Source organism: Ruegeria sp. CDSB113 (genome assembly GCF_059611045.1).
Window position 1 is genome coordinate 171,109 of the sequence record NZ_JBXWOU010000004.1, and the last position, 12,386, is coordinate 183,494.

General features: G+C 59.9%; 9 protein-coding genes. 3 read left to right on the top strand and 6 right to left on the bottom strand.

The features are described 5' to 3' along the window. Positions 1-2 precede the first annotated feature (2 nt). The 4 genes from AC2FIS_RS09760 to AC2FIS_RS09775 are packed head-to-tail and all read right to left on the bottom strand — an operon-like array spanning position 3 to position 6,677. Positions 3-2,042: a hypothetical protein gene (locus AC2FIS_RS09760; RefSeq protein WP_496773103.1), complete on the bottom strand. Its 2,040-nt coding sequence runs from the start codon at positions 2,040-2,042 to the stop codon at positions 3-5. Beyond that, positions 2,039-4,801 (bottom strand): DUF4159 domain-containing protein, encoded by a 2,763-nt coding sequence (locus AC2FIS_RS09765; RefSeq protein WP_496773104.1) that lies wholly within the window; start codon positions 4,799-4,801, stop codon positions 2,039-2,041. Before AC2FIS_RS09765 ends, AC2FIS_RS09760 begins: the two co-directional genes overlap by 4 nt. After that, a complete protein-coding gene (locus tag AC2FIS_RS09770) occupies positions 4,798-5,673 on the bottom strand; it encodes a DUF58 domain-containing protein (RefSeq protein ID WP_496773105.1) in 876 nt (291 codons plus the stop codon). The genes AC2FIS_RS09765 and AC2FIS_RS09770 overlap by 4 nt, the downstream gene beginning before the upstream one ends. Then, positions 5,670-6,677, bottom strand: coding sequence for an AAA family ATPase (locus AC2FIS_RS09775; RefSeq protein WP_496773106.1), 1,008 nt, complete (start codon positions 6,675-6,677; stop codon positions 5,670-5,672). Before AC2FIS_RS09775 ends, AC2FIS_RS09770 begins: the two co-directional genes overlap by 4 nt. 64 nt (positions 6,678-6,741) lie before the next feature. Here AC2FIS_RS09775 and AC2FIS_RS09780 point away from each other — a divergent pair, with 64 nt between their 5' ends. After that, positions 6,742-7,320 carry a DUF1285 domain-containing protein gene (locus AC2FIS_RS09780; protein ID WP_496773107.1) on the top strand — a complete coding sequence of 193 codons (579 nt, stop codon included), beginning with the start codon at positions 6,742-6,744 and terminating at the stop codon, positions 7,318-7,320. Here AC2FIS_RS09780 and AC2FIS_RS09785 read toward each other — a convergent pair. Further along, positions 7,317-8,261 carry a DMT family transporter gene (locus tag AC2FIS_RS09785; RefSeq protein ID WP_496773108.1) on the bottom strand — a complete coding sequence of 315 codons (945 nt, stop codon included), beginning with the start codon at positions 8,259-8,261 and terminating at the stop codon, positions 7,317-7,319. The genes AC2FIS_RS09780 and AC2FIS_RS09785 overlap by 4 nt on opposite strands. Before the next feature lie 175 nt (positions 8,262-8,436). Here AC2FIS_RS09785 and AC2FIS_RS09790 point away from each other — a divergent pair, with 175 nt between their 5' ends. Together AC2FIS_RS09790 and AC2FIS_RS09795 are read left to right on the top strand one after the other, a co-directional pair. Continuing rightward, a complete protein-coding gene (locus AC2FIS_RS09790) occupies positions 8,437-9,186 on the top strand; it encodes a hydroxypyruvate isomerase family protein (protein ID WP_496773110.1) in 750 nt (249 codons plus the stop codon). A 79-nt stretch (positions 9,187-9,265) separates the two neighbouring features. Beyond that, positions 9,266-9,496, top strand: coding sequence for a DUF2798 domain-containing protein (locus tag AC2FIS_RS09795; RefSeq protein WP_496773112.1), 231 nt, complete (start codon positions 9,266-9,268; stop codon positions 9,494-9,496). A gap of 58 nt (positions 9,497-9,554) precedes the next feature. Here the strand turns inward: AC2FIS_RS09795 and polA are convergent, their stop codons facing one another. Then, a complete protein-coding gene (gene polA, locus AC2FIS_RS09800) occupies positions 9,555-12,353 on the bottom strand; it encodes a DNA polymerase I (protein WP_496773114.1) in 2,799 nt (932 codons plus the stop codon). Positions 12,354-12,386: the final 33 nt, after the last annotated feature.

The window sequence follows — 12,386 nt, forward strand, 5'->3', positions numbered from 1 at the left end:
TGTCACCGCCCCTCGCGCAGCCAGCCCGCCAGAAGGAACCCGCCCGCCAACAGCAATACAAGCCAAGGTGGCAATAGCCCGGCCTGCGTCACGTCACGTGTTTCATAGGCGTTGCGCGGGGTCAGACCGATCCATCCGCGCCCTGATGCGGGACGCCCGGTACGTACGTTGCGGATCGATGGCAAACCCTCCTCCAAACGTACCGTACCGCCGCGCAATTCCGCCATCACAGGTTCCAATACCTCGGCCGTCGCAATCGTACGTTCGAATTCCTTGGGTGCCGCGGGGCCAAGCCCGATGACGGTAGATTGTTCCCCTTCCTGCAGGCGGTAGAGGCCGATTTCTGGCCCGAAATACTGTGCTTCGAACCGCCCCGGCGAGACCTCATCCAAGGTAATCTCGACCGTTTCGCCGTTCGGGCGGGTTACGGTTACCGGCCCGACCTCATCCCCCAGCGTCTGACGGATGATGCGCATCACCTGACCATTGGCCTCGGCCCACAAGGCCTCTTCCTCAAGTTCGGGCTCTTTCATCATCCAATGCGCCAACCGGCGCAGCAATTCCAGCTGCGGTCCGCCACCTTCGAATCCCCGGCTCCACAACCAGGCATGGTCCGAGGCCAGCAGCGCGACGCGCCCTTCGCCAACACGGTTGAGCACCAACAGGGGCCGGTCATCCACGCCCGTCATCAACACATCACCCGTGCGGTGATTGACGTCGATCTGGCGCAGCCAAGCACCCCAATTATCCGAGTCGCCAAGGTCGGTCGTGACCGGATGGCGATGCCCCAGGTCGGTGACCATCGGCACATAGCGTTCCTCGATCACCCGCGCGGTGGGTTGCGCAGGCAGGATCGGTGCCAGGGGTGAGCGGAAGATACTGTCGGCGCTGGCAAAATCCGGCCCGGCAGCAACAAGAACGGCACCGCCTTCGTTGATATAGTTGGTGACGTTGTCCAGATAGATCGCCGGCAGGATGCCGCGCCGCTTGTAGCGGTCAAAGATGATCAGGTCGAAATCGTTGATCTTTTCCAGAAACAGCTCGCGCGTCGGGAAGGCGATCAGCGAAAGTTCATCCACCGGCACTCCGTCCTGCTTTTCGGGGGGGCGCAGAATGGTGAAATGTACCAGATCCACGGAACTGTCGGATTTCAGCAAGTTGCGCCATGTTCGCCCGCCTGGATGCGGCTCACCCGAAACCAGCAACACGCGCAGCCGGTCACGGACCCCGTTCATCTGGATCAGCGCGGTGTTGTTGCGATCGGTCAGTTCGCCCTCAGCCTCTGGCACGGTGAACTGAATCACATTGCGCCCGCCATGGGGCAGCGTGATCGGCAGCTCTACATCAACGCCAATGGGAATCGTGAATTGTTCGGCTTCGGCCCCGTCGACCGAAATTTCGAGCGGCGCGGTCGAGGCCCCAGTGGGCGCTGCACCGCTATCCTCAACCCTTAGGGTCAAGGTGACGGGTTCATCAATAATGGCAAAGGCAGGTGCATTGCGGACGATCAGACGGCGATCCCAATCCGTTGTACGCCCTGATTGCAAAAGATGCATGGGCGCGGGCAGGTCGGGGGCCTGATCGGCATCATGCACGATGCCGTCCGACACCACCAAAATGCCCGCGATCCGCGCGCGTGGTTCTTCGGCCAACGCTTCGTTCAGCGCCGCCATGACTTGAGTGCCTTCGTCCCCGTCTCCGTCACCTACGCGAATGCGGCGCAGTTCCGTATTGTCACGGGATTCAATCTCGGCCGCCAATTCCTTTGTGGCCTGCGCGGTCTGATCCGCCCGGTCCGAAAGGGTTTGGCTGGCGCTTTCATCCTCGATCATCAGAACGATATCGGTCAACGGCGCGCGATCTTCGATCTGATAGACCGGACCTGACAGCGCAGCAATCACAACCAGCGCCGCCAATCCCCGCAAAGCCCAGCCAGACAGACCGCGCCACAGGGCCAGAGCAACCCCAGCGACGGCAATCGCAACCACGATGGCCAGAACGGGCCAGGGGATCAGCGGATCGAAGATGACGGTTCCTGTCATTGTCCCAACCTGTCCAGCAAGGCAGGCACGTGCACCTGATCTGATTTGTAGTTCCCGGTCAGCACATGCATCACCAGATTGACACCAAAGCGGTTTGCAAGCTCACGCTGCCGCTCACCCGCATACCCGCGGCCGACCGGCAGCAGTGCCTGACCGTTGCGATCAATGGCCCAGGCCGCACCCCAGTCATTGCCGCCGATCACCACCGGCGTCACGTTATCATTGAGGTTGCGGAAGGGCATGCCTTCGATCTGCTCAGCATCCATGGGTGCCGACTCGACCCACACTTCGGTGCCGGCGTAGCGACCTGGGAAATCCTGCAAAAGGTAGAAGGCACGGGTCAGGACATGATCACGCGGAACAGGCTCTAACGAAGGGATATTCAGCGGAGCCGCGATCTGTTGCAGCTTGCGCCCATTCGGGCTGGCGGCCCCGAAGCGGGCTACATCCGCGTCGCGCGTGTCGAACAGGATCATCCCGCCCGAACGCAGGTAAGCGTTGAGCTTGACATAAGCCTCAGCCGACGGTTGCGGCTGGTCGGGTGAGATCGGCCAATAAAGCAGCGGGAAAAACGCCAACTCGTCCCGTTCCAGATCCACGCCTATGGGTTCAGCAGGTTCTACCGAGGTTCGGAAAAACAACGTCTGAGCCAATCCGCGCATTCCGGCGGCCGCAATATCGTCAACCTGCTGATCACCCGTCAGAACATGCGCCAGAACCAGTTCCTGTGTGGCGCTCAACGCGAAATCTGTACTTTCGGGCGTTTGCGCCTGTACTTCGGGCACCAGCAAAATCGCCCCCAGTGCGACAGCCGCTGCTCTGGCCAAACCCAGGCGACCGGACAACGCCAGCGAGGCGATGACGTCGATCGTCAGTAACAACAATGCAAGGCTCAGCAGGATGCCCCCAATGGGTGTTTCGGTGCTGACCTCCTGGCCCTTGATCGGAACATCCGACGGCCAGACCGCTGGGCTGAGAACCGTTTCATCGGTCAGAACATTGCGTGCCAATTTCTGTTTGCCGCTTTCGTAAAGGCCGGGTCGCAGATCGGGACCGATCTGACCGGTCACAAGCTCAACACCATCGACGCCCGGTAGATTTCCGGCATCAGACAGAACACCAAAGCCATCCATAACCTGAATCGGTTCCCACGTGGTGCCTTGCAACTGTGACTCCTGCCGCGATTTCGCCGCTGACGACACCGCCAGCCGGTCCAACATTTCAACAAAAAGCCCAGACAAGGGAAGGCTGGACCATTCCGCATCTGCCGTGACATGGAACAGTACCACCTGCCCCAAACCCAACGCTTTTCTCGTCACCAAGGGCGTGCCATCCGAAAGTGAGGCAATAACCCGATCCGCCAAATTAGGGTCTGGTTGCGCCATGACTTGCGTGGTCACTGTGACATCTTCCGGCACCTGCAGCCCATAGAAGGGCGAGTTCTCCGGGAAAGGTGCCAGCCCTTTGGCTTCGCCCCAGCTCATCGCGCCACCGACCGAGCGTCCGCCGCTGCGTAGACGCACCGGCAACAGGGTATCCTCGGCATCCCGGCCAAGATCGCTGGCCGCCATCCGAGGGCCAGCAAAGCGCAGCAGCAAACCGCCCTGTTCCACCCATTCGACCAGCGCCGCTTGTTCGGACCCGGCCAGTTTCGCCACATCGGCCAGCACGATCACATCGGGATTGGCGGGCAGGACTTCCAGCAACCCGCCATCGACGAAGTCCGCCGTTGGGGTCAGAACTTGCGTAAGGTAATGCAACGGCGACAACAGCTCTAATCCTTCGCGGTTCAGCGATCCGGCAATCAGGGCGACTTCGCGCCGCCGCAAGCTGTCATCGGTCAGCGTGACGGCCCCTGCCGAACGCTCACCCTGAATCTCAAACCGGGTGATGCGCGCGCGCAGTTCGGAAGGCAGCGACAGTTCTACCTGCGTCTGTGTCTCACCGCTGGCAAACTCCATCTCGGCCGATTGCAGAACACGCATCGCACCGGCGGGATCACGCCCCTGAGCCAGTATCGTGATGCGATCTGCAGGACCGGGTTCCGCCCGTTGCGCGGACAATTGAATAACCCCGTCCTGATATGTAGCAGGCAGAATCGCAACCGCAGGCGACGGGGCCTGATAGACTGTCACATCACCGCGCGCGCGCAGCGCAGACAGGATCGCTTCGTGCCCCTCGTAGGTCAGGCGATCGCTGAACCAGTGGGTGTCAAACCCTCCGTCCACCTGATCCATGGCAGCCAGCGCCATATCGACTTGCGCCCGTGTCGGTTGCCACGGTGTCGGGGTCAGCCCGGGTAAACGGCCGCGCCATGCTTCGGCGGCTTGGAATACGGGGGCTTCAGGTTCGGTCAGGCGCAGGATGGCCACAGTACGGCCTGCGCGCCCGGCCTCGGTCAACTGCACATCGATCTGATCCAGAGTCGTTGACCAGCGGGTCGCCCCGGCCCAACTGGCATCCAGCACCAGCAGCAACGGACCCGAGCCTGCCTGATCGCGCGAGGGGTTCAGGACCGGTCCGGCCAATCCAATGATAATCGCCGCCGCCGCCAGCATGCGCAGCAACAGCAGCCACCATGGGGTGCGGTCAGAAACGCTCTCATCATCCCTCAACCCCAGCAGTAGCGTCACGGCCGGGAACAACCGACGGATCGGCGCGGGTGGCACGGCACGCAAGATCAGCCACAGGATCGGCAGGGTCAAAAGACCAATCAACACCCACGGAGCGGTAAAGCCAATGCCCGCCAGAACCGTCATCCCGTGCCCCCATCCAGCGCACGATAGAGCCACAACAGAGCCGCTTGCGCACTGTCATCGGTGTGATGCAGCCCCATTTGCCACCCCGTCGCGCGGCACAGCCGGGTCAGTGCGTCCTTACGCTTGGCAAGCCGTTCCAGATACCGCGCACGCAGATCTCCGGCCTTTAGGGTTTCATGGCGAACGGAACCGCCGACGCTTTCAAAGATCGTACGACCGCGATAGGGAAAGGTTTCTTCACCTGGATCAAGAACCTGCAGCACCAAGCCTCGCACCCCACGGTCGGCGGCTTTGGTGAGGGCCAGTTCAACCTCATCCAGCGGACCAAGGAAATCGGAAATGAAAACGGCGCGGGCATGCGGGATCATGGCGCGGTGTTCGGGTGGCGCATAGTCGCTCTCAGCATCCTCGGACCACGCTTCTGCCAGTCGGATGACCTGCGCGTTGCCGCGCCGTGGCGGCAGGGTCGTGCCGGTCAGGCCAACGCGCTCACCCCCGCGCACAAGCAGGATCGCGGTTGCCAGCCCTAGCAGGCGGGCGCGGTCGGCCTTGGTGGACAGGTTCTTGTCAGACGCAAACCGCATCGACGCGCCCTGATCGACCCACAGCATTACCGATTGCGCAATCTGCCACTCACGTTCGCGCACAAATTGCTGATCCCCCCGGGCAGAGCGCCGATGGTCGATCATCCGGCGGCTGTCACCGATCTGAGCAGGGCGATATTGCCAGAAGTCATCACCAAGCCCCGAGCGGCGGCGTCCGTGATCGCCCAGCAGAACGGTTCCGGCCAATTGCTCAGCCCGTGCCAACAACGGCGGCAGCCGGGACGCCTCGGCCTCAGATCTTTCTCGAAGGGTCAGCGCGGCATTCACGCCGCAGCCTCGGTGCGGACCAGACCGGCGGCAGTCGAGTCGATCAGGTCAGCCAAACTGTCACCGCGCGCCCGCGCCGCAAAGTTCAACGCCATCCGGTGGCTGAGCACCGGGCGCGCCATGTCCAGCACATCCTCGGAATTTGGGGCCAAACGCCCCTGCAGCATCGCCCGGGCGCGCACTGTCATCATCAGCGCTTGTGCAGCACGGGGGCCGGGGCCCCAGGCGACGGTTTCAGCCACCCGTTCGGTAACACCCGCCTCTTCGGGGCGGAAGGCGCGGACAAGATCGAGGATCAGTTCCACAACAGAGTCCCCGACCGGCATCCGGCGCAACAGGGTCTGAGCGGCCAACAGCTCTTCCTTGCTGAAAATCTCGTGCGCTTCGTCCTCTTCCACGCCAGTCGTGGCCAAAAGAATATCGCGCTCGGTCTGGCGATCGGGATAATCCACGTCTATCCGCACCAAAAAGCGGTCCAGCTGCGCCTCGGGCAGTGGATAAGTACCCTCTTGCTCGATCGGGTTTTGCGTCGCCAATACGTGGAATGGTTCACCCAGATCGCGGTCTTCGCCAGCCACAGTCACAGTGCGTTCCTGCATCGCCTGCAAAAGCGCTGACTGAGTCCGGGGGCTGGCGCGGTTGATTTCGTCCGCCATCAGCAGCTGACAGAAGATCGGACCGGAAATAAAGCGAAAGTGGCGGCTGCCATCCTCGGCTGTGTCCAGAACCTCGGACCCCAGAATATCGGCGGGCATCAGGTCGGGTGTGAACTGGATGCGGTTGCCGTCCAGACCCATCACGGTCGACAGCGTTTCAACCAGCCGCGTCTTGCCAAGCCCAGGCAGGCCGATCAGCAGGGCGTGGCCACCGCACAACAGGGCGGTCAGCGTCAGGTCCACGACCCTTTCCTGTCCGATAAAGCGACGGGTGATCGAGGCCTTGGCCTCTTGCAGTTTGATTTCCAGCGCTTCGATCTCGGACACGAGGTCGGCAGGTTCGGTCATGACTTTCCCTTCCGTGGACTATTATGGTTGAAGTGTATCGCGCGAAAAGGAAATGGCAAAAGCAATGAGCGGACAAAAACCTGTGACCCCCTCTCCGGACGGGCTGGCGGCCTCGGTCAAAGCGGCCAAAACCAGGGGTTTACCCCCTGTTCACCTGTGGAATCCTCCGTTTTGCGGCGATCTGGACATCCATATCGCAAAAGATGGGTCTTGGACTTATTTAGGGTCGCCGATCAACCGGTTCGAGCTTGTGAAGCTTTTTTCCTCAATTCTTAAGAAAGAAGACGGGAAATACTACCTTGTGACCCCGGTGGAAAAGGTGGGAATCACTGTCGAGGATGCGCCCTTTGTAGCCGTGGATTTTGACGCGACAGGCGAGGGTCAGGCCCAAATACTGACATTTTCGACCCGTGTTGGTGATACCGCGATTGCTGGCCCTGATCACCCAATCCGGATTGTCATCGATCCCGAAACAGATGAGCCGTCACCTTATGTATTGGTTCGCACTAATCTTGAGGCGCGCATAGATCGCAAGAGCTTTTATCGCCTTGTGGACATTGCAACGCACAAAGATGGCTGGTTTGGCGTCTGGTCCGATGGGCAGTTTTTCCCACTTGTCCGGTCGGACAGCCTGACCGACTAGGCCGGTTTTGCGGTCCGACGGTCCTGTGCCAGAACCACAGCCATCGCGACAACCCCTGCGCCCAGCGCACGGGTCCAGTTCCACTCATCGCCCAGCACCAGCATGATCAGCATCACGTAGAAGGGGGCGACATTGATGTGAAAGGACGAAAGCGCGACACCCAGTTTGCCAATCGATGCAACAAACAGGATCTGACTGAGCGCCATGGAAATCAGCGAATAGATCGCCAGCATTCCAATTTGACGCGAATCGATAGAAATGGACGGCACGATATCCATACCCAGATGATGTGCTCCGGCCATCAGGATGGTTGCCATGAAGAACCCGCCAACAAATGTGACCGCTGCGCGCCCGGTCTGGCTTAATTCGGGGAAATCTCGCGAGGTTGCCTGGCTACCCCAGCAAAACAGTGCTGTCGCCGCAACGGCACAGGCAGCGCCCAAACCCAACTGTGCCGGTGCGACGGCGCTGGTGGCGATCAATCCGCCCACTACCGAGATCAGAACCCCAACAGCAAAATTCCACTTGAGTCGCCGAGTACCAGACGCAAGTTCCAACAGTGTTGCAATCAATGGCGCGCATGAGGCAATGATGGCCGTTGTGACCGGGTCAGTCAGTTTTTGCGCCACGATCAGCAGAAACATCCCCAGACCGATGCCAAACCCGCCGACAACAAACGCATGTCCCCAACGGGCGCGCAGAACCCGTTCCGGGCCATCTATCATGACCCAAATCGGGAGTAGAAACGCAACAGCCATGGCCATGCGCGCAACCAACAGCGCAACTGGCGGCCATGTCTGCAACAACACCTCGGCCGCCGGAAACCCAGCCGCCCACGTCAGCATGGACGCCACTGCCAAGCCGTTGCCGGACAGGGCCGAATTTTGCCCGGCAGACGCAGAAAGGGCGTTCCCGCGCGCGGGGTCTGGGCTCATCGCCATAGTGTTCGAACCTTTTGTTGGCACGGCGTTCTGAAATGATTCGCCGCGTTGCCCCGACCCTCGCTGATTCAGTCAGCCCGATCTGGTCGAATTTCGACAAACTGTCGTTTTCAGTCTCTTTCGCTGAAATCGCCACGCGGATAAGGTCGGCGCACCAGCTAACCAAAGGCCTCCGATGCCAAAATTCGCAGCCAATATTTCTCTGCTCTTTGCCGAGCTTCCCTACCTGGACCGGTTTCAGGCCGCAGCAGAGGCCGGGTTCAAGGCAGTCGAGATTCTGTTTCCCTACGAACTGGCCGCCAAAGAGACACACCGCGCATTGCTTGCCAACGGTTTGGATCTGGTGCTGATCAATGCACCCCCACCCAATTACACCGGCGGCAATCCCGGTTATGCCGCTGTTCCCGGTGGTGAAGGCCGGTTCCAGTCGGATATCCGCCGTGTTTTGCGCTATGCTCAGGTTCTCCGCCCAGGGCTGATCCACATCATGTCAGGCTATTCCTCGGGACCGGACGCGTTTGAATGCATGGTGCACAACCTGCAATGGGCGGCCGACCTTGCACCGCACCAACAATTTACGATCGAACCGCTCAACCCCCTGTCTCAGCCCGATTACTTTCTCAACGATTACAACCTGGCTGCTGATATCCTGGACCGTGTCGACCGCCCAAATGTCGGCCTGCAATATGACAGCTTTCACGCCCATATGATCCATGGGGACGCGCTGGCTGTTTGGGAACAGTTTCATCCAAGGGTCGTACATGCCCAGGTCGGAGCCGCCCCGGACCGCTCTGAACCGGGACGCGGTCCGACGGACTTCGCTCAGCTTTTTAACGCTATGACGGCGTCGGGATATTCCGGCTGGGTTAGTGCCGAATACACCCCGTCAACATCCAGAACCGTGCATTCACTGGGCTGGATGTGACGCCAGATTCCCTATTCCGTCTGGCAATCAGGGGGAAAATATCTAAAACCGGGGCATCGCGACCTTAAGGATGCCCGAAATGATCCCTGCCCGCTTTGCCCACGCTGTGTTCGGACTGATCATGTCCGGCCTCATGTCCTGTATCGTCACTGGCATCGCCACGGCCAAAGCCGTGGGATTCGGACCATCCACATTTGGTGACTGGATGGGTTCATGGGCTTTTTGCTGGCCCATCGCCTTCGCCGTCATCCTGACCCTTGGACCAACAGTAAAACGTATGGTCGAGGGCTGGGTCAGACCGCAGGGCTGACCCGCTGCAAAAAGGGCCCGCCGGGCCTGATGAGCAGCGCCGCACCCATTTTTTGCAGCTAGTGTGCCTCGGCCCAATTGGCGCCCTGTCCGGCATCCACGCTTAGCTTGACGTCCAGCTTTACAGCCGGATCAGATGCGCCTTCCATCACGTCGCGTGCGACATCGATCAAAGGGTCCACCGCATCCTCGGCGACTTCGAACAGCAATTCGTCATGCACCTGCAGCAGCATTTTTGCAGGCAAACCAATGACGGCATCCGGCATCCGCACCATCGCACGCCGGATCACATCTGCCGCAGTCCCCTGAATCGGCGCGTTGATCGCTGCGCGGCGCGAGAAACCGGCATGCGGGCCCTTGGCATTTATCTCAGGCGTGTGGATTTTGCGCCCGAACAGGGTCTGCACATAGCCATGTTCTTTGGCGAAAGCGACGGTGTCGTCCATATACTTGCGTATACCCGGGAAGCGTTCGAAATAACGGTCGATGAACCCCTGCGCCTCGACCCGTGGAATGCGCAGGTTGCGCGCCAGACCAAAGCCCGAAATGCCATAGATCACACCAAAGTTGATAGCCTTGGCCTGACGGCGGATATCCGGCGTCATCTCGTCCAGCGGCACATCGAACATCTCGGATGCGGTCATGGCGTGAATATCCAAGCCATCCGAAAACGCCTGTTTCAGGGCCGTAATATCAGCGATATGCGCCAGAATGCGCAGCTCGATCTGGCTGTAGTCGAGGCTGACCAGCACATTGCCCGGCTCGGCAATGAACGCCTCGCGAATACGGCGGCCTTCCTCGGTGCGCACGGGGATGTTCTGCAGGTTCGGATCGGTCGAGGCCAGACGCCCGGTGTTGGCTCCGGTGATTGAATAAGACGTATGCACCCGGCCCGTATCTGGATTGATATGGGTCTGCAGCGCGTCGGTGTAGGTCGATTTCAGCTTGGACAATTGCCGCCAATCCAGCACCCGCCGAGGCAATTCATGCTCGGTCGCGAGGTCTTCCAGAATATCTGCCCCGGTCGAGTATTTTCCGGTCTTCCCCTTTTTGCCGCCTTCCAGACCCATCTTGTCAAACAGGATCTCACCCAACTGGGCCGGAGAGCCAACATTGAAGTTCTCGCCCGCCAGCTCGTGAATTTCAGCCTCTAATCCGGCCATTTTCTGAGCAAAAGCATTGGACATCCGGCTCAACACATCGCGGTCGACCTTGATGCCGTGCATTTCCATCTCGGCCAAAACCGGCACCAATGGACGTTCGAGCGTCTCATATACCGTTGTCACCTGCACCTGATGCAGTTGCGGTTTGAACAGCTTCCACAGGCGCAGAGTTATATCGGCATCTTCGGCCGCATAGGCGGTCGCCTCATCAATCGGCACCTTGTCGAAAGTGATCGCCGATTTACCCGAACCCAGCAGCGGTTTGATCGGGATCGGCGTGTGGTTCAAATAGCGTTCGGACAGCGTGTCCATCCCATGCCCATGCTCACCGCCATGCATTGCATAGGACATCAGCATCGTGTCATCGATTGGCGCCACGTTCACGCCAAAGCGGGCGAAAATCTTGGCGTCGTATTTCATGTTCTGCCCGATCTTCAGGATCGACGGATCCTCTAGCATCGGTTTCAGCAGCTTCAGAGCCTCATTTACGGGTATTTGCCCCTCGGCCAGCGCGTCTGAGCCGAACAGATCATCGCTGGCGCTTTCTCGATGGATCAGCGGGATGTAACACGCCTCGCCCGGCTCAACCGACAGAGAGATGCCGACAAGATCAGCTATCATTTCATTCAGGCCAGTGGTTTCCGTGTCCACCGCGATCCAGCCGCGCTCATACGCCTGATCTATCCATTTCTGCAGCGCATCGGCATCCCGCACACATTCGTATTTCGACGCATCAAAGGGGATGGCTTCGGCTTCGACTACCTCAGCAGCCGGCGCAGGCGCATCGGCAATCGCCGGTGCTTCGGCACCCAACTTGTCCGCGATCCGCTTGGTGAGTGTGCGAAACTCCATATCTGCCAGAAAACCCAGCAAGGTGTCAGGTTCGGGATCTTTCACCTCAAGATCGTCCAGCGTGAAATCCAGCGGTGTGTTCTCGTCCAACTGCACCAGTTTCTTCGACAACTCGATCTGGTCGCGCTTTTCGATCAGGGTCTGCCGGCGCTTGGGCTGTTTGATCTCTTCTGCGCGGTCCAGCAGCGTTTCCAGATCACCGTATTCGTTGATCAGCAGGGCGGCCGTCTTGACCCCAATGCCTGGAGCCCCGGGAACGTTATCGACGCTGTCGCCCGCCAACGCCTGCACATCGACCACCCGTTCAGGGCCAACGCCGAATTTCTCAATCACGCCATCGCGGTCGATGCGCTTGTTCTTCATCGCATCCAGCATTTCGACACCGCCGCCAACCAGCTGCATCAGGTCCTTGTCCGAGCTTACGATTGTCACACGCCCGCCCGCCTCACGCGCCTGCACAGCAAGGGTCGCGATGATGTCGTCGGCCTCGTATCCCTCCAACTCTTTGCAAGCGATGTTAAAGGCTTTCGTCGCTTCGCGTGTCAGCGGCATCTGCGGGCGCAGGTCCTCGGGCATCGCTTCTCGGTTGGCCTTGTAGAGGTCATACATATCGTTGCGGAACGTGTGCGAGCCTTTGTCGAAGATCACCGCCACATGGGTCGGTGCGTCCGGGCCAGCGTTCCCTTCAACATATTTCTGCAACATGTTGCAAAAGCCGGAAACAGCGCCAATCGGCAGCCCGTCCGACTTTCGCGTCAGTGGCGGCAGCGCGTGATAGGCCCTGAAAATAAAGGCCGATCCGTCAATCAGATGCAGGTGACACCCTTTTCCGAAATTGCTCATGCGCGCGCTCCGTTCTGGTTGGAAACGGTTCTG